This is a genomic window from Halomonas sp. 3F2F, assembly GCF_014897805.1.
Lineage (GTDB): Bacteria > Pseudomonadota > Gammaproteobacteria > Pseudomonadales > Halomonadaceae > Vreelandella.
The window spans coordinates 78,504-103,959 of the sequence record NZ_JABUZE010000032.1 but is presented as its reverse complement, the minus strand read 5'-3'; the positions used below and the strand labels follow the sequence as shown (position 1 = coordinate 103,959).

The following is a 25,456-nucleotide window of genomic DNA, read 5'->3' as shown; positions in this document are numbered from 1 at the left end:
TGCTTTTTAAGGCACTTGCTCCTCAAGCGTTGACTATGCTTAACATTCCACACCACTTTGGACATAGAAATGCGCTATAAAATTCCCCTGACCGTACCAAATTTGGCGTGATTATCTTCGCTTCTTCTGCTTACAGCTTCACTGCTGGCGGTGAAACGTTATCGTCGTCTTCTTCCTTGTGAGGTAAATGCTGCATTGTCGCTGCTTGACGCGCATCCTGAGCGTTATAGAGACGTGCATCGATCACGTTCAGCACCGCCAACTGTGCAAATAGCACGGCAAAACAAATGATCAGACCTTTTAACATGGCACTGTTCCTTAGGGGGCTAACAACTTAGAGGGCAAACAACATCGTCGTTGGTAGCGAATAATAGTCCTCGGCGGAAAGAAAGCAACGGGGTTTGGTAAAATCACCATTTGCCCTATCAATTTACGCTAACAATCCGCAAATTCTTCAGTATCAATATCAGCTTGTTGCGTGTCGCTATAACGAGCGCCAGCAACTTGGCTCGGCAACAGCATACCGTTGAGCTGAGTCACTGTTGCGTCATCCAACACGACCGTTTCAGCGCGTAAGTTCTCGCGTATATGCGTCACTGAGCAGGAACCAGGAATAGGCACAATATGATGGCCCTGGGCGTTTAACCAAGCTAGCGCCAGCTGTGCGGGTGAGATCTCAAGACGCCTAGCCATTGTTTTAACGTCATCCAACAAAGCTATATTGTGAGGTAAATTGTCTTTACTAAAGCGGGGCATTCCGGCGCGCATATCCCCTGTCGAAAACTGGGTACTTTCTTCCACTGCCCCCGTCAAAAAACCGCGCCCAAGTGGGCTGAACGCCACTAAGGCAGCACCGAGCTCCGCACATGCATCCTTCAGAGCAATGTCGGGATTACGTGTCCAGAGTGAGTATTCTGACTGTACTGCTGCGACTGGATATTCCGCATTACCTTTACGAAATGTTTCTGCCGATACCTCAGATAAGCCAACCGCACCAATTTTACCCTCTTCCACTAGTCGGCCCAGCGCCCCAACACTCTCTTCAATAGGAACACTACGATCTAGGCGATGCAGGTAGTAAATATCCAAATAATCCGTTTTCAGTCGTGACAGACTCTCTTCACACTGGCGACGCAATGTGTCAGGGCGACCATCGATAATGCGCTTCCCTGTTTCAGCGTCCAATGCCATTCCACACTTGCTGGCGAGAAACAGCTGGTACCTTTTTGTTTTTAAAGCGAGCCCCAACAACCGCTCATTTGCTGTTCCACCATAGAGCGTCGCCGTATCAAAATGGCGGTATCCCATCTCAAAGGCTTCTTCCAATACCCGAAGCGCCTCTGTTTCTGGCACATACTGCCCATAGCCATGGGAAAGATTCATGCATCCCAAGCCAATACGAGGAGACGAGACACCGTTTAATCGGTCAAAGAACGCGGACATAGCAACCTCTGAGGTGATTGACGTTAATTAGATAGTAGTGCGCTAGTGTTATGCGTTTTACCCTGGCTACAAACCTGCGACTGCAGCCAGTCAGGCAATCGGTGTTCAAGATAATAACGCGGCCGCCACGGAGGCCCCTCTATAAAGCCCACATGGCCACCCGAGGCATGAAGCTCCAGGGTGACATAGCTTGGCAGAGTTTCCGCATTAGGAACGCTCTGTGGGTAGATAAAAGGGTCATCTAGTGCATGCACAATGAGCGTTGGAATACGAAGGTGCTCCACGAAGAAAGCACTGCTACAGCGGTGGTAATAGTCATCGGCGCTTTCAAAGCCATGCAGTGGCGCAGTAACGCGGCCATCGAAGTCCCAAAACGTCTTCATACCTTGTAATGCTTCAAGCGCCGCTAAACGCGCCAGTTCTTCCCTTCGCCCTTGGCGTACAAACGCCTGCTGCTTATGTTCAACATACTGGCGCAGGTCTCGCAGGAAGCGGGCCTGATAAATCCTGGAGAAGCCTTTACTTATTCGGTCTGCGCAGTGGTCCAGCCGAAACGGTACCGATACCGCTGCCGCGGCCTTCAACGGCGTATTGCCACCCTCTTCACCCAAATACTTAAGCAACACATTGCCACCCAATGAGTAACCAATCGCGGCAAACAATTTGTTTGGATAGCGTAACGTTAGTTGCTTAACCACATCCGCCAAGTCCTCACTCGCGCCAGAGTGATATCCCCTGGCGCGATGGTTTGGCTCACCAGAGCAGCCACGCCAATTGACAGCCACGCTCGACCAGCCGCGCGCCGCTAACGCTTGTTGTTGCCCTAGTATATACAGTGAAGAAGAGCTGCCAGTTAGGCCATGAAGCAGCAGTACGCAATTCGCCGACTCACCCTCAGGGCCATACCAATCAAGATCGATAAAATCACCATCTTGAAGCGTCATTCGCTCACGCCGACGTTGTAATTGAGGCGATGTCCGCCATAGCGGGCTATAGAGCGTTTGCAAATGTCCGCCAGGCAGCCAGCGCGAAGATCGAAATGGAGGCATAGGTGAAGACAGGGTTGAAGACGAGCTTGAAGACATGGAGGAAAAGCGCCAGCAAAAAACAGCTGAATAGCTTAGCAAAATTTGTAAGCAGATTTGGTTGTGGCAGAAATATCGCCTTGGATATCAGCCTTGGGGCTGACACAGGCCCGCCTAAAGCAGTCGCCCCTTGTATGCAGCGTTTTCATAGATGCGACAATACGCCATGCATCACTGGATACTTTCAACTTACGTCGCAGAGTGGTTTCAACTACTATTATTAGTCAATTACCTCCGGCTGAAGCCGGAGGCTTGTAAAAGCAAGCCCGGTTGACCAGGGAAAGCGGTAGCCAACCCGCTACGTTGATAACAGGTCGCCAAGACTCACCGCCAAATGCTTCCTCAGTTTGGCGCTCTGAAAGGTCAGGATCATGCTGGCGCAGGGTAAAACGCCGAAGGTCTTGATCGCTGCCGATAGCCATATCGTTGGCAGGAGCCGGTTATCAACCTTCCCGAGGGGAGACGGGGCGAAAGCCCTGCGACACCAGGCCCGTAAGGGCATTGATTAGGAGGAAATCGCATGGCGGTTTTCGTATGGGATAAACACAAGCGGCCACTGATGCCGTGCAGCGAAAAGCGCGCCCGGTTGCTGTTGGCGCGTGGTCGTGCCGTGGTACATAAGCGCTATCCGTTCACGATCCGGCTGAAAGATCGGGTGGGTGGTGACACGCAACCGCTTCGCCTGGGCATCGACCCTGGCAGCAAAACGACCGGGCTGGCGTTGATGCGTGAAACGGACAGCACCGAATCAGACGGCCCGCAACGGCATGTATTGTGCTTATTTGACCTGGTGCATCGTGGCTATCAGATCAAGAAGTCACTGGAGCAGCGCCGTGGCTTTCGGCGGCGTCGCCGGTCAAAGAATCTGCGTTATCGCGCCCCGCGCTTCAACAATCGCACCAAGCCCAAAGGCTGGCTGGCCCCCAGCCTGCAACATCGAGTGGATACGGTCATGGCCTGGGTAGAACGACTCAGCAAGCTAGCCCCCGTCACGGCCATCAGCCAGGAGTTGGTGCGCTTTGATACCCAGAAGCTCGACAACCCGGAGATTAGCGGGGTCGAGTACCAGCAAGGTACTTTGCTGGGCTACGAGGTACGCGAGTACCTGCTGGCAAAATGGGGCCGTGAGTGTGCCTATTGTGGCACCGGCGACACACCGCTGGAGATTGAGCATGTGGTGCCGCGTTCACGCGGTGGTTCCAACCGGGTCAGCAACTTGACCCTTAGCTGCCACCCCTGCAATCAGGCTAAGGGTTCGCTGCCGTTGGCGGACTTTTTCTCCCGTGACAAGGGGCTGAGAAAACGCCTCAAGGCTAACGGCTTATCAGCGGACGCACGGCTGGAGCGGGTACAACGCCAGCTCAAGCAACCGCTGCGCGATGCCAGTGCGGTTAATGCCACGCGCTGGGCACTGTTTAATGCGCTTAAAACGACGGGACTGCCGGTGGCAGTCGCCAGCGGTGGTCGCACTAAATACAACCGTCAGCGACTCGGCATTCCTAAGACTCACGCCCTGGATGCGGCTTGTGTGGGCGCTTTCGGCTGGTTGCACGACTGGACAGCCTCGACGCTAACGATCAAATGCACCGGGCGCGGCAACTACCAGCGCACCCGCTTGACGAAATATGGTTTTCCGCGTGGCTATCTGATGCGCCAGAAGCAGGTGCGGGGCTTTCAAACCGGCGACATAGTGAAAGCCGTGGTGCCTAGCGGCAAAAAGGCCGGTACCTATACGGGCCGCGTCGCGGTGCGCAAAACCGGCAGTTTCAATATCCAGACCGACCAGGGTGCCGTGCAGGGCATTTCGCACAAACACTGCACCGTGATACAACGCGGTGATGGCTACGGCTATCACCTCACCCCGACTATTCACCAACTAAAAGGAGGAGCGGGACAGGCGGTGGCGTAACCGAGTCGCTCTGCGAGCGACGCGCTATCCCTCCCGGCACTAGAAGTACCGGGTATCCCGCGCAAAATCTGATGATTAAAGAAATATATCCATAGCCTTTAAGAATATAGCTCCTGCGACAACTACTGATTTTCAATACTTTCATGCCACACGATCTAGGAGGTCGCCATGGAATTAGATCCTCTGTTGCTTTCAAGGCTACAGTTCGCTTTTGTTGTCTCTTTTCATGCCATTTTTCCGGTGTTTACTATCGGTTTGGCTTCCTACATCGCACTACTGCATGGCCTATTCTACAAAACGGAAAATCCCGCTTGGGATCGCTTAGCGCTGTTCTGGACAAAAGTGTTTGCCGTTGTGTTTGGCATGGGCGTTGTATCAGGCATTGTGATGTCGTTTCAGTTTGGTACTAACTGGAGCAACTTTGCCTACGCCACATCTAACTTCTTAGGCCCTGTCCTCAGCTATGAGGTAGTAACGGCCTTTTTCCTAGAAGCCGCTTTTCTAGGTGTGCTGTTATTTGGCCGCAATAAAGTACCTGAAGGTGTGCATTTATTTGCTGCCATCATGGTTGCTGTAGGCACGTTTATATCTTCTTTCTGGATACTTTCTGCCAACAGTTGGATGCAAACCCCGGTAGGTTACGAGCTCATCGACGGTCGGTTCCATATCACTTCCTGGATGGAAGCACTCTTTAACCCCTCCTTCTGGTATCGCTTTGTTCACATGGGCATGGCTTCCTTCCTAACCGGCGGGTTCGTCGTTGCAGGGGTTAGCGCCTGGTTCTTACTACGCAAGCGTGATGTTGAAGCTAACAAAAAAGCGCTATCCATGTGTTTGTGGTTACTGCTGATATTAGCGCCTGCGCAAGCGGTAGTCGGCGATTTTCACGGTCTGAACACCTTGGAGCACCAGCCAACGAAAGTAGCTGCCATGGAGGGTAACTGGGAAACGCAAACCAATGTGCCGCTTCTGCTTTTTGCTATCCCCGATAAAGAAGCCCAGACCAATCATTTTGAAATTGGCATCCCCAACCTTGCCAGCTTGATTCTGACGCACCATGTCGATGGTGAAGTTCCCGGGCTTAACGCAGTACCAATAGAAGAGCAGCCTCCTGTCATCATTGTATTCTGGGCTTTCCGCGTCATGGTAGGCATTGGCGTGCTGATGATTGCTGTTGCGCTGACCGGGTTGTTTCTGCGTCGTAAGGGGCGTGTCTATGAAAACCCACTTTTCTTAAAAACGCTTACCGTCATGATTGCATCCCCCTTCCTCGCGGTTCTGGGTGGCTGGATTGTTACCGAATCAGGACGTGCGCCTTGGTTAGTGTATGGCGTCATGACACACGCGGAAGGCTTAACGCCGTCCCTTACTGGCGGCATGGCACTGTTTACCTTGATTGGCTATATCGCGGTTTACAGCGTGGTATTTTTCACCGGTATTTATTATCTAACGCGAGTTGTGCGCAATGGCATGAAAGTAGAAACACAGTCTGAAGTTGGAGGCGAGGTTGAACGCCCGAAACGCCCCCTATCCGCAGCACACACCCCCTTTGATGATGACTTGGAAGGAGCCAACACATGAGTATTGATCTTTCACTCATCTGGGCTGCCATTATTGGCTTTGGCGTCATTATGTATGTCTTAATGGATGGCTTCGATCTAGGGTTGGGAATTTTGTTTCCCTTCGCTCCTGATGAAGAGTCACGCGATGTGATGATGAACTCTGTTGCTCCCGTGTGGGATGGCAATGAGACGTGGTTAGTGCTGGGCGGTGCTGGGCTGCTCGGCGCCTTTCCTTTAGTTTATTCCGTGTTTTTGCCCGCGCTCTATATCGGTGTTTTCCTAATGCTGGCTGGCTTGATTTTTCGCGGCATCTCATTCGAGTTTCGCTTCAAGTCTAAGAAAAACCGCCGTTGGTGGAACCGCGCATTTTGTTGGGGTTCTGCCATTGCCACCTTCGCTCAAGGCGCAGTCGTCGGCGCTTACATCCAAGGGTTTGCTGTCGAAGACTTTCGCTATGTCGGTGGCGCACTGGATTGGTTGACACCCTTTACTGTATTGACGGGGATTGGACTAATGGCGGGCTACGCATTGCTTGGTTCTACGTGGCTGATCCTGAAGTCAGAAGACCATGTCCAGCAGTGGGCCTATCGCATCACACCAAAATTACTCTTAGCGGTATTGGTGGTATTTGGCATTGTTAGCCTGTGGACACCGCTGGTTAGTCCAGAAGTGCGTGACCGCTGGATGAACCAGATCCACCTAATTTGGCTGTTCCCTATTCTCGCCATGGTCTGCGCTGGCACTCTTTATCGTGCCGTAAAACGCCAGCAGGAAGGCTTACCGTTTGTCGCAACATTGGGCCTATTTATCTTTACCTACCTAGGCCTCATTGCCAGTAAATGGCCGGTTATCGTACCGCCCAACTATACAATTTGGGATGCCGCTTCTGCACCGGAGTCGCAATTGTTTTTGCTGATCGGCGTGCTGATTGTTATCCCTATCGTGTTGGCCTACACTGCCTGGTCTTACTGGGTATTTCGCGGCAAGGTAAAAGTGGGCGAAGGGTACCATTGAGGCTTTAGCAGTTAATCTGTTGATTGCTTGTCACAAAAAAGAAGGGTGCCATTTGGGCACCCTTCTTTTTATTACTGGGTAAGCGGAGAAAATGGTTGATGTGTCCTTGCCACAGGCCCTTATCGTCCAGGTGATCAACGGATAATATGGTTGACGAAGCCGCGTGAGGAGGTCATATCCTCAAAAGCATCATTCTCTTGATATTTAAGATGGGCTGTTTAGTGATCGTACCTGCCGAAGCAAATAAAGCATTGTCAATTGTTCAGAAGCGGCTAGCAAAATCACTGGTGGCTGTCTATCTCCATGGCTCGGCTGTGGCTGGTGAGCTTCGCCCCCGCAGCGACGTAGATTTGCTTGTGGTCATTGACCAACCGATGACATCCGAGGTTCGAAGATGCCTTACTTCCGAGTTAATGGAGATATCTGGGCGATACCCTTTTGATCCGGATGGACGCCACCCTCTTGAAGTGATTGTCTTTTTGCGCTCAGATCTTGCTGAGCCGCTCTATCCTGCGCGAAGCGAATTCATTTACGGTGAGTGGTTGCGTCATGAGTACGAGGCGGGTGAAGGTTCCGAGCCTGCCTGTGATCCAGAGCTTACCCTGGTGCTGGCCCAATCACGGCAGGAAGCGAAACCTCTAATCGGACCGAACGCAAACGAGCTTCTACCAGCTATTCCAAAATCTGATATACGTCGTGCAATCAAGGATGTTCTGCCAGCTTTAATCGAAATGCTACAGGGGGATGAGCGCAACGTCCTGTTAACTTTGGCGCGTATGTGGCGGACATCAGTTACCGGTGAGTTTGTCTCTAAGGATGTTGCTGCCGATTGGGCAGTTACTTGGCTACCGGCTGAACAAGCGGATGTTTTAGTCGATGCGCGGGAGGCTTACTTGAGCGGATGTGAAAGTGATTGGCGAAATCGCCAGCAAGAACTCCAACACACGGTAAAATCCCTGCACGATCATGTCTTAGCGAATCTATGAAAAGCTCTTCGTGTACCACGATGCGTCCATAACACAAGCCTCTCATGTCCAAAATGCCCGACAACATCCTGCACCTGCCGGAGTACCAGGTGCTGGGTTACACATCTACCGATGACGAAATGCACTTCCAGATAGACGCGCCCGATCCCATGGCCTGCGAGGAATGCGGGGTGCAGGGAGAGTTCGTGCGGTTCGGCAAGCGTGATGTTCCCTATCGTGATCTGCCCATCCACGGTAAGCGAGTCACCCTGTGGGTGGTCCGCCGCCGGTACACCTGTCGGGCCTGCGAGACTACCTTCAGGCCCCCCAGCTACCGGAGGTAGTGGACGGCTTCCGCATGACGCTTCGGCTGCATGAATACGTGGAGAAGGAGTCCTTTAACCACCCCTACACCTTCGTGGCGCACCAAACCGGGCTAGACGAGAAGACGGTACGGGATATTTTCAACGCCCGCGCCGAGTTCCTGGGCCGCTGGTACCGCTTCGAGACGCCCCGCATTCTGGGCATCGATGAGCTATACCTGAACAAGCGCTACCGCTGCATCCTGACCAACATCGAGGAGAAGACCCTGCTCGATCTGCTAGCCACCCGCCGTCAGGACGTGGCGACCACCTTCCTGATGAAGATGAAGGACCGGCAGAAGGTCGAGATCGTCAGCATGGACATGTGGAACCCCTACCGGGCAGCGGTCAAGGCGGTGCTGCCACAGGCCTGCATCGTGGTCGATAAGTTCCATGTGGTGCGTATGGCCAACGATGCTCTGGAGAAAGTGCGCAAGGGGCTCAGGACAGAGCTGAAAACCGCCCAGATCCGTACCCTCAAGGGAGATCGGAAAATCCTGCTGAAGCGCGCTCACGAGGTCTCAGACCGGGAACGGCTGATCATGGAAACATGGACAGGCGCGTTTCCCCAATTGCTGGCCGCCTACGAGCACAAGGAGCGCTTCTACCGTATATGGGACGCCACCACACGACCGCAGGCAGAAGCTGCCCTCGATGAGTGGATCGACTCTATCCCGAAGGGCCAGAAGGAAATCTGGAGCGATCTGGTCAGGGCAGTGGGTAACTGGCGCGAAGAGATCATAACCTACTTCGAGACGGATATGCCCGTCACCAACGCCTACACGGAGTCCATCAACCGATTGGCCAAGGACAAGAACCGTGAGGGGCGTGGATACTCCTTCGAGGCGATGCGGGCACGAATGCTCTATACCACGAAGCACAAGAAGAAGGCACCGACTGCGAAAGTCTCTCCGTTCTATAAGAAAACTATTGGTTATGGACTGCCGGACTTCGCAGAAGAACTCAACTACGGGGTCGATCTATCAACCATCTGAGCGTGGTATCAGGTTGGTGGGTGGAATGTGCCCATCAACCATCTTTTCCGCTTACCCCATCTTTTAAGGTATACACCTGGAACCAGAACGGCTGCGTCGTGTGTTCTGCGACGTCCTCAATCGAGCAAATCGACATGGTCGACAGCGTAAACGGCACACCAAATTTTTCAGCCGCCCGTGCTGCTTTAATTTCGCCATCTGCCGCTTGCATTCCCGTTAGCCCTACGGGCGCAAGCGCAACCGGCATAGCCACATCTTCGCCCAGCATAGAACTTCACGTAGAACGCCCTGACATATAGACCGCAACACGCCGTTTTAAATGAATATGCTGGAAGTCGCTGGTATTTTCACGAAAGGTTTGCTCTGTCCAACAGCCCGACTCGGCGTAGTCATAAAACATTTTTGGTGTACGGCGGGCGTAATGGCGACGAAGATTTTCAATGTTGGTATAGATCGGCATAACACATCCCTAATAGATATTGTTCTCATTAGCATCTAGAACAGACGATCTCTATGTTGTTCTTCAATACTGCACAAGTAAACGCCCTGTTTCGCTCTCTTTACTCATCAAACTATTTCAGCATAACCAGTAGAGATTTGCGGAAATGGCAGGGCATTAAAAGGAAACAAGTTACTCGGTGAACGCCAATACCTGCTCCAACAGAGCACGCTTACGCGGCAGTAAACTCACTTCTAACCCTAACGGTCGGAATACACGATTCTTAACCTCTAGGGTGACATTATTTTTATCGCCCTCCAGATCCGACAACGTTCGTCGACTGATGCCCACCAAGGCGGCATAACGTGTTTGGTTTAACCCCAGCACATCGCGGCGTAACGCACGCAATAACGCTCCGTCGGTGATTTCCCCCGCATAGAAGCGTTTCAACAGAGTCACCAGGGCCTCTTCGCGATCATCAGAATAGCGCTTCATAGCAACCCCCAGCGCTTGAGTCGAGTATTGATAGTGCGTAGGCCGACTGCAGGCATATCAAGGATTCGGGGTGGAACTCCACGGGCAGCCAAGCGTTCATCGACGCCCTCTAGCTTCAATGCAAGCGCACGAAGCTCTTCCATCACTCGCGCTGGATCGACAACGTCTGCCAGGGTGTCGGCAATTCCTCGCCAATCGTACTCCCCGCCAACTTCCAGGGGTGTTCCCCATTGCGTTGTTCGTGTCACCCCCTCGGGGTCAGCCTTCATGGGCGCGAAGTCATATACAGGGGCAAGCCCAATGCCTTCGGGGCGCTTCAATAACGCCGTATTCCGGCCATGATTGTCAGAGTTGCCGAAAGCGATATTCAACAAATCACGCTTAATCCACTCCAAAACAAAGCGCTCACCCTCGAAAACGGCGCCTTGTTCTTGCACGCGATATTGAGCCCTCAGCAAACTAATCAGTTGGCGGATTGTTTCGCCATGATGCAGGAAAGTGCCCGGTGCGGCGCCTACCAAGGAGTAGACTGACTCCAGGCCATAGCGAACCCAAGTGCCGTCGAGGTACTGCATGTCGAAACGGGGTAACCACAGGGATGGGTAACGCTCGCCCTCCACCAAACGCATCTGTTCGGTATCTATCGTGGCCACCCCTAACGATGCAAGCTCCTGATAATAATGATATTCAGCTCTCAAGATGTTGCAATCGTCAACTGAACGTCTACCGCGCGGAAATTTCACCAGCATGGGTAGGTCAGGTCGATGGTTTTCATCCTGCCAGGTATCAATCCAAACGTGGTCGTCGTTCGTCAATCTGAGCAGCAATTTTGGCGCTTCACCGCCAGCCCCAGTGGCACCGCCACTGGCCGCCCCCATCTGCTGGGCATACTCTAAAAAGTCCACCTGACGCTCTACAACGCTTTGCAGCGGAAACCGTCGCTCCTCTAAGGCTTTCTTTACGGAGAGATCAGGCAATGATTCTTTGATTCGTAAGTTGCCGACCGGCGCGATAGTGCCACGTGCCAGTAATTCAGCATCCTGTTGCCCAATCGGTAAATCGTGAAGCCCTAGATAATCCACCCAAAAACGCCGGCTAGCTCCCGCCGGCATAATGTCTTCCAAGAAACCGAACCAGTGTGGCGACTCATGAGTCAGCATTAACTCGATAGGCAACCGCATACTGCAAGCGTGCAGGTCATCTTGAAATAGCCACTCAACGGCATAGTCAGTCGCATAGCGCAGCCGAGACTCCCCGCGAGTACCCTGCTCAGGGTTAGGCAACGACAATTCAGCCGCATCATGCCACGCTTGTTCAAAATGAACCTGTATCGTTAACTTCACGAATCACCCATGTCGAAAGCCGCTGATGTACGAAATTATTAATGCGCAGCAAAATGCTCAAAAATTCTTCCGCCGATTACTTATGAGCAGTTTAGCGCACATAATAACTACAACAAAGAATTAATGAGCATTATAGTGCACACTGAATTATCCACACGAGCGCCATATTGGAGCCTAATGTGAATATTACCCATTTAGAGCATGTGTTTATCGCGCTGCTGATTCAAATGGCTCTACTTCCTTTTGCAAACGCAAGAGTCACCGGTGCCATCGCGATAGCACTGTTGCTTGGACGTGAGATTGCACAACATGAATACAGGTTAGCCGTTCAACGTGGCTGGGAATGGGGGCAAACATTACCGGTGGGCATCTTTGAAGGTGTTTGGCGCGGCTGGACGCTGGATTCAGTGTTAGACGTTGTTTTACCTGCCCTGGCATGCACAGTAGTGGCCATTACGATCAAAATCATAAAGCCAAACGGCTAAATCGCGAAAGCTAAGCGTCTAAGAACGACAAAAGGCCCTGACTCCTCAGAAGCTTTTAACAAGCCTTTATAAAGCACTTTACCTATTACGCGAATCATGCAAAATTGCTTAATCAACACCTTATATAAAAACGAAAAAAGGAAAGTCTATGCCCCGCAGTCACATAGGAATAGCAACGGCGCTTACATCACTGCTATTTGCCATTCCAGCCTACTCCGACGACCCACTTCGCCTCGCTGTTGATGTTCCCTTTGAGCCTTTTGAGTATCGCTTGCCCGACGGCACCCTAACAGGCTTCGAGGTGGAACTGGGTGAAGAAGTATGTCGACGCATCGAGCGTGAGTGCGAATGGGTAGAGCAAGGCTGGGACGGCATCATCCCCGGCTTATTAGCACGCAAGTACGACGCCATCATGTCCTCAATGGCAATCACCGATGCGCGCCGCGCACAAGTGCTGTTCTCAGAACCCTACTACAGCAACCCTAGCGTCTGGGTGACTCAGGAAGGCAACGAGATCGATATTGAAGATCGCGACGCCCTTGAGGGTATATCGGTAGGCGTTCAACGTGGCACCATCCGCGATGAATACATCACCGACACCTATGGCGATCTCGTTGACGTACGGCGCTATGCAACAGGCGAAGATCTCGCGGTAGATATTAGAACAGGTCGCTTAGACGCAGCTTTTATGTATTACCCACTAGCGCTGTCATCGCTTGAAGTTAACGCTGAAGGCAGTGGGATTGTTACCAGCTCGCCGCTGATCCGCGAGCCCAAGCACTATTTCGGACATGGCGTGGCGGCAGCCTTCCATCCTCGCAATGAAGCCCTGGCGGAGCAGTTCAATGAGGCACTGCGAGAAATCAAGCAAGACGGTACCTATGACGAGCTAATGAACAAATACGTCGACTACGACATCAAGATCTAAGACTGTCACTATCTCGCCAACTATACCCCCAGGGATAACACGCTACGCTCACCCCTGGGGTTGTTGTATTAAGTAGAGAACAATCTAAATCTAATTCCGTGACAGTGCTTCATTAAGAATGGGGACTTGTACTCTACTCAGTCCAGCTAATCGCCACGTCTCAACGGGCTCGCTGCCTTCTTCCTCCTGAATTGAGCCCCAAGCCACTCGAATCGACGTTGTATAAACAGCCCCGTCTCCCATCACAATATTCGCGTCAATTAAATACCGCCGCTTCTGCTCTTGCATGACGTCATCATCAAAATCCGAGGTTACTTCAATCTCCGCAATACCCGCATCGTTACATGCTTCATGGAAGATAGAAAATTTCTCTTCATAATAGAGATCTGGTTCAATTTTCCGTTGATGCATCCCAAGGTGCCTTTCTATATCGCCATCACAGATTGCTTGAACAACGAGCTCAAGGTAATCCCCCCATTTTTAGAGGGCTTCAAAAGTAGGCCTCAGGCCATCATGGCCAACTTCTGTTGAGGAGTGATTCCTCCGAGTCCCATATTGGGTCGTTCGTGATTGTAGTGCCAGAGCCAGCGAGTAGCATAACCTTGGACTTCTTCGGTGCTGTCGAACAGATACTGGGCCAGCCAATCGTAACGCACCGTTCGGTTGTAGCGTTCGATATAGGCATTCTGCTGGGGCTTGCCGGGCTGGATAAACGCCAACACAATGCCTTGGTTTTTCGCCCAGTTCGCCAGCTTGCCGCTGATGTATTCAGGGCCGTAGTACTTGCTGAATAAGCAGGTTGGAGCCAGCCATCTGTACCAAAATCTCTGATGCCAATCAGTGGATTTAGGAGATGTACACATGGCTGACAACTTAAAGAATAGCTCTGTGAAAGTGATGATCGCCATCGACATTGCCAAAACGTCCCATGATGCTGTCATTTTATGGCCGTCAGGTCGTACCAAAACGTTTAAGCTCCCTAACACGTTAGTGGGTTATCAGAACCTCATTAATGCAGCAGAAGTACCTGCTGAAGACATTCTGGTGGCCTTTGAGCCAACGGCTGACTTTCATCGGAATATTGCCTATTGGTTAAGGTCTCAAGGCGCCTTGTGCCATATGGTGTCGTCTTTAGCCTGCGCCAGAGCGCGTGAAATGTTGTTTAAAAGCTGGGATAAAAACGACAAGAAAGACGCGCGGGTTATCATGTACTTGATGCAGCAGGGCATGATGCAACCATTTTACGATCCGTTAGTGAATGAAATGTTAGATATTCAGGAGCTTGCGAATACGTATTATCAAATCTCACTCGCTAGATCCCGCTGTCAACATAGTTTATTCAATCATTACCTCACTCTCTTTTTTCCAGAAATGGAGCGTTTTTTTAACAGCACCCGTGCCGTGTGGTTTTGCCGCTTCTTGCTGAAATTCCCTACCCCACAAAGTATCACGCGCTATAAAAAAACGACCTTCGTGCAACGTGCTTGGGAGGTAGTGGGGAGGAAGGTGGCCAAGCAGCGCTTTTTAGAAGAGGTTTATGAAGTGGCGGAGCAGTCGATAGCGTTACCCGTACCGCTTAATAGCCCAGCAATTGCCACCTTCAAATTGCAGGTCAGGCGTTATCTGAAGCTAACCGAGCAAAGGCAGCAAATCGAAGAAGCCGCTGACCAGTTGATATCTCACCGCGATGATTACCAGCGACTTCGGACATTGCCTGGTATTGGTCCTATCATTGCGTTAGTTATTATTGCCGAAAGCGGTGACCTAAAGCGTTTTTGCCATTATCGCCAATACCTTAGCTTTTGCGGCTTCAACTTGTCGGCAAGTCAAAGTGGTAAACAGCAAGGGCATTACCGCTTATCAAAGCGAGGCAATGCACGTTTACGGTACGCCTTCTGGTTGGCAGCCACAGTCGCCATCAGACAGCGGGAAAATACATTCCGACAGAAATACGAGCGCTATATTCGGGCAACCCCTGATGATCCGGATATCAAGCGGAAAGCCCGCGTGGCAGTGGCCGTTAAATTAGCCCGCGTCGCGCATGCTTTAATAAAGACAGGTAGTGATTATCGAGGCTATTATGAGTTTGGTTGTGAGACGTAAATCTGTGCCGTTAGGGCACCCAGTGACCCTGTAGATAATGCTCAACGCTCACAACCGTTCCAAAATGCTTTGTTAAGTCCTGTTGGGCCTTTTGGACCCTTGTACACTATGGTGAGCACCCTTTAGATATGGTTGCGACGCATGAGCCTGAGTAGTGAGCAAGTGTTCCCATGTCGAGCACGAAGTGAGATTTTGTGTGCGTATTGAGCGGGTTCCGTAGGTAGTCCGTTGTCACAGCGAATAGAGCGCGGTTTGCCCCGCCACTCAATGATCTGCTCCAGTGACCGTATAACACGCTCTGTCGGAAGCGAGAAGTCTACTTCGATGCAAAGGCCTTCGCGGTTGAAGTCATCAATCACATTCAGCAGCCGGTATCTGCGACCATCGTTGAGCTGGTCGTGCATGAAGTCCATCGACCAACTGTCATTGATCATTTCCGGCACGGCCAATGGCTCCGGCTTTTCACGAACCAGGCGTTTCTTGGGTTTTATCCGCAGGTTCAGTTCCAGCTCCCGATAAATTCGGTAAACCCGTTTGTGATTCCAGCCAAACCCTTTGACGTTTCTCAGGTGCAAAAAGCACAGGCCGAAGCCCCAATTGCGCTGGTTATGGGTCAACCGGATTAGCCAGTCGGCGATCTTGGTATTCTCGCTGCTGAGCTTGGCCCGGTAGCGATAGCAGGTCTCGCTGATGCTGAACAACCAGCAAGCCAGTCGAATACTGATGCGCTTCTCATTGACGGCTTTCTGCGCCATCTCACGGCGTCGAGACGGCTTCACCACTTTTTTTCGATGGCTTCCTTGAGGATGTCCGCTTTCAATCGTTCCTCAGCGTACATCTTCTTGAGCCGTCGGTTTTCATCCTCTAGCTCTTTCAACCGGGCCATCATGGACGCATCCATGCCGCCGAATTTAGCTCGCCACTTGTAGAAAGTCGCACTGCTCATGCCATGCTCACGACACAGCTCTGGAACCGGAGCGCCGCCTTCGGCTTGCTTGAGAATTGACAGTATTTGGCTGTCAGAAAAACGTGATTTTTTCATGCAGAATCTCCCTGCGTTTAGCTTACGGAAAATTCTACTTTTGAACACCCTGGTTTTTCGGGGGGGATTACCATAGCTTCATTGCATAACAGTTTATTAATGAACATGCATAGTTTTCTGGTAACAATCATTCTGACTAAACGGCCGTAATTTATTGAAACTTATAAAAACGCAGCTCGCCTGAGCGATGCGTTTTGCCAGAAAAATGCGCATCAGTATACAGCGCCTTATCATAAACAATTGTTTTACCGAAACTCACAGCATGCTGCCCCAGAAATATGAGTGCTCATATTACAACTGTCAGTAGAAAAACGCGCAGTGGTCATGGTTGGGCTAAGCTGGCTAAACTAGGTTCCGTCGTTTGGGGTAGGCGCGCCACACCCACGTGATGGAAAAAAGGCCACTTCCATCACTGAGAATCCCCTAAGGAAGATGTATCGCAAGCCTTCCAGAGTGCTTAGCAGGTCGAGCACTGCACAGTAGAACTTTTCCCTCTGGTACTGATATGCCTTCTGGATAGGTCACCTCCCCCTGATCCAATAAGCAGGCGCACTCTCCACAGCTACCGCTGCGACATCCATAGGCAGGATGAAGTCCCGCTTTTTCAGCAGTTTCCAAAAGAGTTTCACCAGGTTGCCAGTGAGCTACCACACTAGAATTGGCAAAGCTTACTTCTACCGCTTGTTCAGCGGATGGTACTGCGTATGTTTTTGCTAGCGCCGAAGGGCCGAAGGCTTCTGTGTGTATCTGATTGGGAGCGAGCCCTAGAGCCAACGCCTCCTCATGGTAATGCTGGACAAAGGTAGCGGGGCCACATAAGTACAGCTGTACTTCGGAAAGGACTTTATCAGCCAGAACCTCCACCAGCGAAACCCGACCTGGAATCCAGCCGTTGGGGACATTGGCAGATCCGGTAACGTGGCGCTGTAATCGTAGCCCCTGCGCGCTCAAGTCGAGTAGCTCTTCACTAAAAGGCGCCTCACTGGCATGTCGCACGCTATGAATTAAGGTTACGGGGCCCCGGTCTGCGCCGGTTAGCTCATGCGCTAAACTCCGTATCGGCGTAATACCGATACCACCTCCCAGCAGCACCCAGTGAGCACGGTCTGAGCCGCTAGCATGTGCAGTAAACGAGCCACTCGGCAGGCTGACAGACAACTCCGAGCCCACCTGCAGCGCACTGTGTAAGTAACGCGAGCCCTCGCCGTCGGCCTTAACACTGATGCGATAGTCGGCCTGCTGGCTATCGCCCGAAAGCGTATAGCTGCGTACCAGCGGCGTACCATCCAAGCGCGGTACACGTAGTGTAATGAACTGTCCCGCTTTAAATGGAGCCAGCTCTTTGCCTTGCTGGGAACTCTTCGAATAGAAAGAGCGAATCTCATGCGTCTCCTCCACCACGGTGGTTACTTGAACGCGCTGCACTGTGGAGGGAGCAAGCGCTTTCCAGGGCCCATAGGGTTCAACCTCAGCGACCGCTGCATTTGCGTGGCTACGCCAGTGCAACGCCTCCGGGCGCCAGACAATATGGCGTGGTGTTAAGCACCAGTAGCGTTCAGCACCAGGATAATGTGCCCCTGCAGTTTCCTCGTCCACCAGCCGCGCTTCACCGGAGAGGTGCAGCACATCTCCACTGGTAAAATCCGGTATTACTAAGGCAGCGCGGCCGCTGGACAGCACGTTGCCTAGCGTATTGAAGAATCGATTGCCCGCAAAATCGGGCAGAATCAGATCACATCCCAGGCGCCGAATAAATCCCGGTTGCCCACCACGATGAGAGGCGTCCACCTGAACGCCTTGGTCGGTATGGGCGTAACTGCCCACGAAGGCCGTAATCGCACGATCAATATGCTCAAGAACTGGCGCCGGTAATTGACCTAGGTTCGCGTCGCGCATGGCTAGCACGGAACCCGGCAGGGGCTGTACTGAGTTCATCGTCGACCAGTCGTGAATGTACTGCGGGCAATTACCGAAGGCATGAACCACTTCCAACTGCCATTGACCTGCGGAGCCTTGCAATACCCCGTTAACCCGGTTACGACGACGCGTGTGAAGCTCAATACCCAGTAGCCCAATGTTGGCGCCATTGATAAGCAGCGGTGTAAGGGGATCATCTGCTGGCGGTGATAACGCTAGATCCAACCGTGACTCGTCCGGCGCATGAACAAATCCGGGGGCGCCCTCCAGCAGCGTGACCCAAGGCCAGCTGTCACTATCCACCGCCGCTGCTGCCACAAACGGCAGTTGAGGGAAGAAGTGCTGGAGCTGCGGTGTCAGAAAGGGACGCATCACCTTGCGGCCCACCTCTGCCATCTGTTGTTCCACACCGACCACCCGTTGCAAAGCAAGTTCGCCTTGATGCCATGGGCTGCTGGTGATGTCGTTATTCACCCTTGACTCCTCGCGAGCAGCTCGCCCGCACCGATTTGGAATGCTGCATCGGCTGGCCTAGCGGACCAACCCAACCTTGGTCACGCCCATAGGCACGAACCCATCCAACGACTCGATACGCTGAAGCCAGTCGCGAATATGCGGGTAAGGTTCCAGCGAGACATTCCCTTCGGGCGCGTGAGCGATGTAGCTGTAGAGCGAAACCTCCGCCAGGGTGGCCTGCTCACCCGCTAGGAAAGGCTGATTTACTAAGTGGGCATCTACAATTTTAAAAAGCTCATGAGCATCAGCAATCAGCGGTTCAGGGTCGAAAGGAGCATTAAACACCGTGACCAAGCGAGCCTTCATAGCGGAGTTCGCAAGCGGCCCAGCCGCCACCGACAACCAGCGCTGCACCTGTGCTTGAATTAGCGGGTCGTCAGGCAGCCAGCGACCGGCTCCATAGCGACGCTCCAGATAGACCAAAATAGCATTGGAATCTGCCAGGATAACGCCTTGATCATCAAGCACTGGCACCTGTGCGAAGGCATTCAAATTCAGGAAAGGTGGCACTTTATGCTCGCCTGCGGCTAGATCAACATCGATAAAGCTGGCAGACAAACCGAGCAGAGAAAGCATCAGCTCAATGCGGTGGCAGTGGCCAGAAAGAGCGTGGCGATAAACCTTGATAGCGTTGGACATTGTTGGGCTCCTTGAATAAGCGCTTTCAATAAATGAGTGTCACCACTATTGAGTGACGTCACTCATTCTGCGCCAAGCAAAGAGATGCAAGAATAGCGATCATGAACAACACAAAATTGCGCTGAATGAAATAATTACTCCGCCAACTGCGCCCGTAGCCAAGGAGTTGCCAGCTCAAGGAACGCCATAACGCTGGCAGGCGCTCGAATACCAAGGGTGTAGGTTAGCGCCAGAGTATCAGCCTTAGGCCAGAGGGGTTGGGCGACAGGTTCGAGCAGCCCCTGCGCGCAAGCACGACGCGCTTCTAGCGCGTAGCAACGTACGATGCCTGCACCTTCTATAGCCGCCTGCAGCCCTGCGGCACTTGCGCTAACGCTAAGCCGGGGTTCAAAGCGGAAGGATTGGCCTTCAGCCAAACGCCAAATAGACGCCTGCCCTTCCCGATGACAGTGAATAAGCGCATGGAGGGCTAAGCTGTTGAGGTTTTCAGGACGCCCTGCCTTATTCAGATAATGAGGGCTGGCAAACAAGCCAATGCGCAAATCACCCAGGGGCCTAGCGTAAACGCTCCCAGGTAGCGACCCACGCATAAGGCGAAGATGCACAGGCGCATCGCTCTCTATATGTATGGGATGTTCATCAGCCAGCAAGTAGACCTTCAGCGCGGGATGCTGCTCTTGCAATTGCAGTACCACCGGCAGTAGGAGTGGTTCCACCAACGTTTGGGGCGCTTGTATACGTAACGTGTCATTGAGCTCGCGATGCTCTAAGCGCGCACTGGTTTCAGCATCGGTAACTGTGTGGATCAGTGTGTCAGCGTATTCGCGCAAACGCTCGCCAACCGGGGTCAATGTGCTGCCTCTCGTTGATGTCGTGACTAAAGCGACGCCTAAGCGCTGTTCCTGCGCGCGCAGCAGACGATGGATCTTGGGCGCTGAGAGGCTGCCCGCATCAGCGGCGGCCTGCACGCTGCCGTGTTGGGCAACGGCAGAGAGCGCCATTAAAGCCTCAAAGCGCAGCGCCGACTCAGGTGGGAGCACCATGGTTAGGTACGATAGTCGAGCGCCGGATCGGCACGCAGCCGCTCGGCAAGAAAGTCAACGAAGGTACGCACGCTGGCAGCCCGCCCACGGCCCGCTGTCACCCAAATATTAATGGGAATGGCAGCGGGTTCGAAATGCCTCAACACTCGCCGCACTCTACCTTCGGCTTCACTAGTAGCCACTTGGTAAGAGAGCAGTCGTGTGAGCCCTGCATCTGCCTCGACCGCTGTTAACGCCGCGTGAATAGCGCTGATGCGCAGCCGTGGCGATGGCGTCACCTCAATGCGTTTGCCTTGCTCTTCGAACCACCAGTGCCCGCTCAAGTTTCCGCCTTCTGCCACCACCGTGGGCAGTGCTTCCAGCTCCAGCGGGTGCGTTGGCTCACCGTGCTGGGCCAACCATGCAGGGCTTGCGCAAACCACTTGCCGCACCTCACCCACCGGCACGGTCAAGTTTTGGCAGTTCTCTGGCACGTGGCCGATGCGTACCGCCACATCGATGCCTTCCTCCCGCAAGTTAACCGGTCGATCGATCAGTTCGGCACGAACCTGCACATCAGGATACTGTTCCAGATAGTCGACGATCTGCGGGGTAACGAAGTACTCGCCGAACAGCACTGGCGCAGTGACGTGCAATAGGCCGCGTGGGGTGAGATAGCTACCGGTCGCAGCGGCCTCAGCCTCCGCAAGCTGGGCAAGCACCTGCTGGGCATCCTCAAGATAACGACGCCCCGCTTCCGTTACGCGCACCTGCCGCGTCGTGCGTTGTAACAACGCAACACCCAAACGCGCTTCAAGCGCCGCCACTACCCTAGTCACCCGAGGCGGCGACAGCGTAAGCTGCCGCGCAGCAACCGAAAAGCTCTCCAGTTGTGCCACCGCCGCAAACACGCGCATCTCATCGAATCTATCCAAGACAGCTCCAGGGTCAGGGGAAGGAATCGCAAAAGGTATTGAGTCTCAAATACCAGTACAACATTATGGCTCTTGAACGGCATGTCATCAAAAGTACAACAGCGTTTGATACTGACGGCCACACGTACTGGAGAGGCACTCACCGCTGGATGGCCTAAGATCGAATAAATACAGGTGCCTGTGTGCGCTTTGATGCGACGCTATGCACGTCTTTTAAGTGGTTTTAGCTTGTGGCGCTTGATGGGTAAGATCGTGGAAGTTAACGCCTGTGGCTTTAATAACTGCTGTCATGGTGCGAAGTGTCGGATTGCCTTTGGGGGATAAAGCGCGGTAAAGGCTTTCGCGTGATACTTTGGCACGCTCTGCTACCAGCGCCATTCCGCCTTGAGCTTCAACGACATGACGCAGCGCCATTAGGAAAGCTGACTCTCCCCCCTCTTCGTCCAGCTCATCAAACGCTGCGCGCAGGTAGTCCAGAGCCATATTGGGGTCAGTGCGCAGCATCTCGATAACTGCTTCATCATGACTTTTCATGACGTGTTCTCCTTTTGTGGTCGGCCAAAAACGCTTTTGCCTGTTCGATGTCAGACTGCTGGGCGGCTTGACGATCTTTAGCCTTAGTAGCATCCAACCAGGCTTGAAAAGGGTCATAGCCATCAGCGGTAAGGTAGTGGGTAAGTTCAGTCATAATGCATTGTATCTTAAAAGCTACAAATTCAAAGAGATAGCGTGGCTTTAAGCGCTTGAGCTTCCAGCCGCTCTACTCGGACGACCGACAAACAAACGGCTGAAGTGATAGAGGGAAAATGGAAGGCGCAACTTATGCAAGCGGGCTGGGTGTCGGGAGGCGTGCCGCTGGCCGATGTAAAGGAAGTGAGGGCATTCCACAATTAACATGACCGAGCGATATGCGAACCTTGCGCCATACCGAGCAAGAGACGAGGTATTCAAGCTGCGATCACGTTCTCATCACGTTAAATAACCGGTGGAGAATATCGAGGCGCTGCCAGGAAGGAAAAAGAAAGCCTAGAAACGAAAAAAGCCCCTGACAAATCAGAGGCTTTTCGAGATAAGTGGCGGAGGGACAGGGATTCGAACCCTGGATAGGCTATTAACCTATGCCGGTTTTCAAGACCGGTGCATTCAACCGCTCTGCCATCCCTCCGGCTTATGGGTGCGTATAATAACAGCTTTCCCTTGGAAGTCAACGCCTTTCCGATTAATTAGTAGAGCCTTAAGCCAACACGGGTAATGTTCCCGCCTTCCATTTCACTAACCACCCAGTGAATGCCATGCCAGTCGACATCGTCGCCTACTACTGGGTGGCCGCCGACGCGTAGCGAGATAAACTCCGCAAGCGTCATGTCCTGCTCACCGGGGCTTAAGGTTAAACCGTAGGCTTGAGCTATATCCTGCATTTGCGCTTCGCCATCCAAGGTAAAGGTACCAAAGAAGGCCCGCTCTTGTTTAAGCTTTGCATCGCCGTTGAATAGGCGATTGAGCGCGACGAGGTCTTCGGTGCGGCCAATGACACAAATAACATCATCAAGCTTAAGCCGCGTGCTCCCTTTGGGGTGAAGCATAACGTGATTGCGAAATAGTGCCGAAATCAATGCGCCCGAAGGGAAACGCAGTAGCCGGATAGGAACATCTTCTAAGTCTTCGTTTTCGACCACGTAAACAAACATCTCAAAATCATTATCCGGCATTATGCCTAGCGGCCCTCGGCGGTTTGGCGTGGTACCTACAGGTACTTCTACTTTCAGCCATCGCGCCATAAGTGTTAGCGAACCGCCCTGAATAAGCAGCGACATCAGTACCACCGCAAACGCTACGTTAAAGTACAACGAAGCGTTTTCTACCCCACCGATTAACGGGAAGATAGCCAACACAATAGGCACCGCGCCCCGTAGGCCAACCCAGGCAATAAAGAAGGTTTCTCGCCAGCGGAATTTGAAAAATGGCTTAATGGTAATCAACACCGCCAGGGGGCGCGCGACAAAAATCAGTGCTAGCGCAACGAGTCCTGCTGGCAATGCCACGTCCCAGAGCTGGCTTGGAGTGACGAGTAGGCCCAGCACCAGAAACAAACCAATCTGGCTCAGCCAAGCCAAGCCGTCGTGTACCGGAAGAATAAAGTTAAGGTGGCGCCCAGGCTGATTACCAATCATCAACCCTGCTAAATAAATGGCCAGGAAACCGCTACCGCCTAGCACACTGGTTAACCCAAACACGCTAAACCCAAGCGCCAGCGCTAGCATGGCATAAAGGCCAGGGGCCAGATCTAACCAACGCAGCAGCTTAGCGCTTAGCCAACCACCACCAATACCAACAACTAAACCAATCCCAAACTGGGAAATGAAGAACAGCAGTGTTTCGCCAATGCCGCCAATATCACCAACCAACAGCTCGACCAACATCAGCGTGAGAAAAATGGCCATCGGGTCGTTGGTACCCGATTCAATTTCCAGTGTGGCCCCTACCCGCTCGTTGAGGTTAACCCCACGGCCGCTAAGCATCGAGAACACGGCTGCGGCATCGGTGGAGCCAACAATTGCCCCAACAAGCAATCCTTGTACTAGGGAAAGATCAAACACCCACATGGAAATGACACCAACAATAGCGCTGGTGATAAAGACGCCAAAGGTGGCTAACGAGAGCGCTGGCCTAAAGCCGACACGGAACGTTTTTAATCGAGTGCGAAGGCCGCCATCCAGCAGAATCATTGCGAGCGCTAGATGGCCAATCGTGAACGCCATGGTGTAATCGTCAAACTCAACCCCTAGCAGGCCCTCTTCCCCCGCCAGCATGCCAAGTCCTAAGAAAATCAGTAGCAGCGGCACTCCCATCATTGAAGAAAGACGGCTCGCTAAAATGCTGAGCGCCATCAGGGAACCGCCTACTAAGAAGAACGTGTAAATTGTGTCCATGTCTCTCCGTCTCACCATCAATGCCGTTCTATTATTACATGCCACCGTACAATTTACTGAGCTTGTTAGGCTTGTCGCTTACAGGGGCTAGCCAGATCCTTCACCTCACAGCTAAACTCCGGCGTCATACCATCGGGAGTTAAGGTTATGTTGAACGCTTTTTGGCGTATCGGTTCACTTGTATTCTTCACATTAAGCATTTTTTTATTATTTTCAATTTCAGCCACTTACGCAAACGAAGACAGCGAAACAGTTAGTAGTAGTGAGCCGCTTACGCTTGAGAGCGAGGTATCATTGCCCATTGGGCTATGGCCACCTATAGGCAATGACGCAGCAGAAGATGAGCCGGAAGAAGCGCCCAGCATGGCGCTTACACCACCACCGCCATTAGAGCCGCCCCCCTTAAAGCAGCTTCGTCTAATGCTAGATTGGTATGTCAGCCCTCAGCACGCAGCCTTAATTGTGGCGAAGCAGCGTGGCCTGTTTGCTGCCCAAGGACTTGAACTTGAATTATTAACCCCCGCAGACCCATCCATCGCGATCAAACTGTTGACGGCGGGAGAAGTTGATCTGGCGTTAACGCGTCAGCCGTTGTTGCATTTACACGTTCACGATGGTGCCGCCATTACCCGTATTGGCACGCTGATTGAGACACCACTAAATGCTGTCATCGTGGCGGGAGGCGCCCCAACAGGCGAAACTACCGATCAACTTGCAGGCTTGCACTATGGCTTTTCCACCCGCGAAGGGCGTGATGTGCTGGCAGTTCAACTGGTGCCTACCTCATTTCGCCAAATCGACGATTTCACCCCGCCGGAAAGCGTCCACTTTGATGCTGCCAGCGCCCTACGAGAAGGCCGTGTTGATGCCATCGCCGATGGCTTTTATCACACGCTGCCACAACAACTGGCGTCAGATGGCATTGTCACCCACACCGTGCGTTACAACGACGTTGACGTGCCGCGTCATGATGGTTTGATACTGTTGGCACACAGCGACACAGTCACAAAACAAGCAGCTACTTGGTCACGTGTTCTTGTGGCCTTGGAAGAGGCGAGTAATTGGATTATTGAAAACCCTGATGCAGCATGGTCGTTGCTGATTGGCAGCTACCCTGCACTGGATAATGCGATTAACGAAGCCGCCTGGGACGACTTATTACGCCGCATTGCCATTAGCCCGGCAGCTCTTGATGCCCGACGCTATGCATCATTCGAACACTATCTTGAGCAAGCAGGTATTATCGAAACAGCTTTGCCGGTTGCCCGACTAGCCGTCAACCCTCATACGTTGACTGATGTACGCTGAAATAAGGTAGTAATAACGC

22 protein-coding genes, 1 tRNA gene and 4 pseudogenes are annotated in these 25,456 nt (G+C 52.6%); 9 read left to right on the top strand and 18 right to left on the bottom strand.

Annotated elements, in window-relative coordinates; all coding sequences use genetic code 11:
• Positions 1–130 precede the first annotated feature (130 nt).
• The 4 genes from INT21_RS03710 to INT21_RS03695 all read right to left on the bottom strand — a co-directional run bounded on the left by INT21_RS03710 (position 131) and on the right by INT21_RS03695 (position 2,950).
• The gene (locus INT21_RS03710; protein WP_167457121.1) at positions 131–307 is read right to left on the bottom strand and encodes a hypothetical protein; all 177 of its coding nucleotides are present in this window, start codon (positions 305–307) and stop codon (positions 131–133) included.
• A 128-nt stretch (positions 308–435) separates the two neighbouring features.
• Positions 436–1,443: an aldo/keto reductase gene (locus INT21_RS03705; RefSeq protein ID WP_193060425.1), complete on the bottom strand. Its 1,008-nt coding sequence runs from the start codon at positions 1,441–1,443 to the stop codon at positions 436–438.
• 23 nt (positions 1,444–1,466) lie between these two features.
• Positions 1,467–2,492 (bottom strand): hydrolase, encoded by a 1,026-nt coding sequence (locus INT21_RS03700; protein ID WP_193060424.1) that lies wholly within the window; start codon positions 2,490–2,492, stop codon positions 1,467–1,469.
• Between the two features lie 260 nt (positions 2,493–2,752).
• A complete protein-coding gene (locus INT21_RS03695; RefSeq protein ID WP_193084858.1) occupies positions 2,753–2,950 on the bottom strand; it encodes a hypothetical protein in 198 nt (65 codons plus the stop codon).
• 98 nt (positions 2,951–3,048) lie between these two features.
• Between INT21_RS03695 and iscB the strand changes: the two genes are divergently transcribed.
• The 5 genes and pseudogenes from iscB to INT21_RS03670 all read left to right on the top strand — a co-directional run bounded on the left by iscB (position 3,049) and on the right by INT21_RS03670 (position 9,335).
• Complete coding sequence (gene iscB / locus INT21_RS03690) at positions 3,049–4,437, top strand: RNA-guided endonuclease IscB (protein WP_193084857.1); 1,389 nt, start codon at positions 3,049–3,051, stop codon at positions 4,435–4,437.
• A 168-nt stretch (positions 4,438–4,605) separates the two neighbouring features.
• Positions 4,606–6,018 carry a cytochrome ubiquinol oxidase subunit I gene (locus INT21_RS03685; RefSeq protein ID WP_193060423.1) on the top strand — a complete coding sequence of 471 codons (1,413 nt, stop codon included), beginning with the start codon at positions 4,606–4,608 and terminating at the stop codon, positions 6,016–6,018.
• Entirely contained in the window at positions 6,015–7,013 is a 999-nt protein-coding gene (cydB, locus tag INT21_RS03680; RefSeq protein ID WP_193060422.1) for a cytochrome d ubiquinol oxidase subunit II, read from the top strand. Before INT21_RS03685 ends, cydB begins: the two co-directional genes overlap by 4 nt.
• A gap of 221 nt (positions 7,014–7,234) precedes the next feature.
• On the top strand, positions 7,235–7,999 hold the full coding sequence (locus tag INT21_RS03675; protein WP_319022185.1) for an aminoglycoside adenylyltransferase family protein: 765 nt from the start codon (positions 7,235–7,237) through the stop codon (positions 7,997–7,999).
• A gap of 44 nt (positions 8,000–8,043) precedes the next feature.
• Positions 8,044–9,335, top strand: a pseudogene (locus INT21_RS03670) (ISL3 family transposase).
• 34 nt (positions 9,336–9,369) lie between these two features.
• Here INT21_RS03670 and INT21_RS03665 read toward each other — a convergent pair.
• The 3 genes and pseudogenes from INT21_RS03665 to INT21_RS03655 all read right to left on the bottom strand — a co-directional run bounded on the left by INT21_RS03665 (position 9,370) and on the right by INT21_RS03655 (position 11,612).
• Positions 9,370–9,795, bottom strand: a pseudogene (locus tag INT21_RS03665) (alpha-hydroxy acid oxidase).
• 171 nt (positions 9,796–9,966) lie between these two features.
• A complete protein-coding gene (locus INT21_RS03660) occupies positions 9,967–10,269 on the bottom strand; it encodes a helix-turn-helix domain-containing protein (RefSeq protein WP_193060421.1) in 303 nt (100 codons plus the stop codon).
• Positions 10,266–11,612, bottom strand: coding sequence for a type II toxin-antitoxin system HipA family toxin (locus INT21_RS03655; protein WP_193060420.1), 1,347 nt, complete (start codon positions 11,610–11,612; stop codon positions 10,266–10,268). The genes INT21_RS03660 and INT21_RS03655 overlap by 4 nt, the downstream gene beginning before the upstream one ends.
• A 179-nt stretch (positions 11,613–11,791) precedes the next feature.
• On the opposite strand from INT21_RS03655, the gene INT21_RS03650 reads away from it, so the two are divergent.
• Positions 11,792–12,097: a hypothetical protein gene (locus tag INT21_RS03650; RefSeq protein WP_193060419.1), complete on the top strand. Its 306-nt coding sequence runs from the start codon at positions 11,792–11,794 to the stop codon at positions 12,095–12,097.
• A 148-nt stretch (positions 12,098–12,245) separates the two neighbouring features.
• Positions 12,246–13,025 carry a transporter substrate-binding domain-containing protein gene (locus INT21_RS03645; protein ID WP_193060418.1) on the top strand — a complete coding sequence of 260 codons (780 nt, stop codon included), beginning with the start codon at positions 12,246–12,248 and terminating at the stop codon, positions 13,023–13,025.
• Positions 13,026–13,115: 90 nt separating this feature from the next.
• Here INT21_RS03645 and INT21_RS03640 read toward each other — a convergent pair whose 3' ends face one another.
• Both INT21_RS03640 and INT21_RS03635 read right to left on the bottom strand, forming a co-directional pair.
• Positions 13,116–13,436 (bottom strand): hypothetical protein, encoded by a 321-nt coding sequence (locus tag INT21_RS03640; RefSeq protein ID WP_193060417.1) that lies wholly within the window; start codon positions 13,434–13,436, stop codon positions 13,116–13,118.
• A 92-nt stretch (positions 13,437–13,528) separates the two neighbouring features.
• Positions 13,529–13,801: pseudogene (locus INT21_RS03635) on the bottom strand (integrase core domain-containing protein); the annotation flags it as partial.
• Between the two features lie 85 nt (positions 13,802–13,886).
• Here INT21_RS03635 and INT21_RS03630 point away from each other — a divergent pair.
• Positions 13,887–15,128, top strand: a complete 1,242-nt coding sequence (locus INT21_RS03630) for an IS110 family transposase (RefSeq protein ID WP_193060416.1) — start codon at positions 13,887–13,889, stop codon at positions 15,126–15,128.
• Between the two features lie 224 nt (positions 15,129–15,352).
• Here INT21_RS03630 and INT21_RS03625 read toward each other — a convergent pair.
• From INT21_RS03625 to INT21_RS03585, 9 genes and pseudogenes are all read right to left on the bottom strand, one after another.
• A pseudogene (locus INT21_RS03625) lies at positions 15,353–16,170 on the bottom strand (IS3 family transposase); the annotation flags it as partial.
• A gap of 423 nt (positions 16,171–16,593) precedes the next feature.
• Positions 16,594–18,561, bottom strand: coding sequence for a 2Fe-2S iron-sulfur cluster-binding protein (locus INT21_RS03620; RefSeq protein WP_193084856.1), 1,968 nt, complete (start codon positions 18,559–18,561; stop codon positions 16,594–16,596).
• 57 nt (positions 18,562–18,618) lie between these two features.
• Positions 18,619–19,242: a glutathione S-transferase family protein gene (locus tag INT21_RS03615; protein WP_193059820.1), complete on the bottom strand. Its 624-nt coding sequence runs from the start codon at positions 19,240–19,242 to the stop codon at positions 18,619–18,621.
• Positions 19,243–19,376: 134 nt separating this feature from the next.
• On the bottom strand, positions 19,377–20,285 hold the full coding sequence (locus INT21_RS03610; protein WP_193059819.1) for a LysR family transcriptional regulator: 909 nt from the start codon (positions 20,283–20,285) through the stop codon (positions 19,377–19,379).
• A 2-nt stretch (positions 20,286–20,287) separates the two neighbouring features.
• On the bottom strand, positions 20,288–21,199 hold the full coding sequence (locus INT21_RS03605) for a LysR family transcriptional regulator (protein ID WP_193059818.1): 912 nt from the start codon (positions 21,197–21,199) through the stop codon (positions 20,288–20,290).
• A 213-nt stretch (positions 21,200–21,412) separates the two neighbouring features.
• Positions 21,413–21,733 carry an addiction module antidote protein gene (locus INT21_RS03600; RefSeq protein ID WP_193059817.1) on the bottom strand — a complete coding sequence of 107 codons (321 nt, stop codon included), beginning with the start codon at positions 21,731–21,733 and terminating at the stop codon, positions 21,413–21,415.
• The gene (locus tag INT21_RS03595; RefSeq protein ID WP_193059816.1) at positions 21,720–21,887 is read right to left on the bottom strand and encodes a hypothetical protein; all 168 of its coding nucleotides are present in this window, start codon (positions 21,885–21,887) and stop codon (positions 21,720–21,722) included. The genes INT21_RS03600 and INT21_RS03595 overlap by 14 nt, the downstream gene beginning before the upstream one ends.
• Positions 21,888–22,273: 386 nt before the next feature.
• Positions 22,274–22,364, bottom strand: a tRNA-Ser gene (locus INT21_RS03590).
• 58 nt (positions 22,365–22,422) lie between these two features.
• Positions 22,423–24,129, bottom strand: coding sequence for a potassium/proton antiporter (locus INT21_RS03585; protein WP_193059815.1), 1,707 nt, complete (start codon positions 24,127–24,129; stop codon positions 22,423–22,425).
• Between the two features lie 147 nt (positions 24,130–24,276).
• On the opposite strand from INT21_RS03585, the gene INT21_RS03580 reads away from it, so the two are divergent.
• Positions 24,277–25,437 carry an ABC transporter substrate-binding protein gene (locus INT21_RS03580; RefSeq protein WP_193059814.1) on the top strand — a complete coding sequence of 387 codons (1,161 nt, stop codon included), beginning with the start codon at positions 24,277–24,279 and terminating at the stop codon, positions 25,435–25,437.
• Positions 25,438–25,456 lie beyond the last annotated feature (19 nt).

What these genes read in the sequence shown, in the direction of transcription:
- INT21_RS03710 (WP_167457121.1), bottom strand. Translation starts at nt 307, where the DNA reads ATGTTAAAAGGTCTGATCATTTGTTTTGCCGTGCTATTTGCACAGTTG.
- INT21_RS03705 (WP_193060425.1), bottom strand. Translation starts at nt 1,443, where the DNA reads ATGTCCGCGTTCTTTGACCGATTAAACGGTGTCTCGTCTCCTCGTATT.
- INT21_RS03700 (WP_193060424.1), bottom strand. Translation starts at nt 2,492, where the DNA reads ATGCCTCCATTTCGATCTTCGCGCTGGCTGCCTGGCGGACATTTGCAA.
- INT21_RS03695 (WP_193084858.1), bottom strand. Translation starts at nt 2,950, where the DNA reads ATGGCTATCGGCAGCGATCAAGACCTTCGGCGTTTTACCCTGCGCCAG.
- iscB (WP_193084857.1), top strand. Translation starts at nt 3,049, where the DNA reads ATGGCGGTTTTCGTATGGGATAAACACAAGCGGCCACTGATGCCGTGC.
- INT21_RS03685 (WP_193060423.1), top strand. Translation starts at nt 4,606, where the DNA reads ATGGAATTAGATCCTCTGTTGCTTTCAAGGCTACAGTTCGCTTTTGTT.
- cydB (WP_193060422.1), top strand. Translation starts at nt 6,015, where the DNA reads ATGAGTATTGATCTTTCACTCATCTGGGCTGCCATTATTGGCTTTGGC.
- INT21_RS03660 (WP_193060421.1), bottom strand. Translation starts at nt 10,269, where the DNA reads ATGAAGCGCTATTCTGATGATCGCGAAGAGGCCCTGGTGACTCTGTTG.
- INT21_RS03645 (WP_193060418.1), top strand. Translation starts at nt 12,246, where the DNA reads ATGCCCCGCAGTCACATAGGAATAGCAACGGCGCTTACATCACTGCTA.
- INT21_RS03640 (WP_193060417.1), bottom strand. Translation starts at nt 13,436, where the DNA reads ATGCATCAACGGAAAATTGAACCAGATCTCTATTATGAAGAGAAATTT.
- INT21_RS03630 (WP_193060416.1), top strand. Translation starts at nt 13,887, where the DNA reads ATGGCTGACAACTTAAAGAATAGCTCTGTGAAAGTGATGATCGCCATC.
- INT21_RS03615 (WP_193059820.1), bottom strand. Translation starts at nt 19,242, where the DNA reads ATGTCCAACGCTATCAAGGTTTATCGCCACGCTCTTTCTGGCCACTGC.
- INT21_RS03610 (WP_193059819.1), bottom strand. Translation starts at nt 20,285, where the DNA reads ATGGTGCTCCCACCTGAGTCGGCGCTGCGCTTTGAGGCTTTAATGGCG.
- INT21_RS03600 (WP_193059817.1), bottom strand. Translation starts at nt 21,733, where the DNA reads ATGAAAAGTCATGATGAAGCAGTTATCGAGATGCTGCGCACTGACCCC.
- INT21_RS03595 (WP_193059816.1), bottom strand. Translation starts at nt 21,887, where the DNA reads ATGACTGAACTTACCCACTACCTTACCGCTGATGGCTATGACCCTTTT.
- INT21_RS03585 (WP_193059815.1), bottom strand. Translation starts at nt 24,129, where the DNA reads ATGGACACAATTTACACGTTCTTCTTAGTAGGCGGTTCCCTGATGGCG.
- INT21_RS03580 (WP_193059814.1), top strand. Translation starts at nt 24,277, where the DNA reads ATGTTGAACGCTTTTTGGCGTATCGGTTCACTTGTATTCTTCACATTA.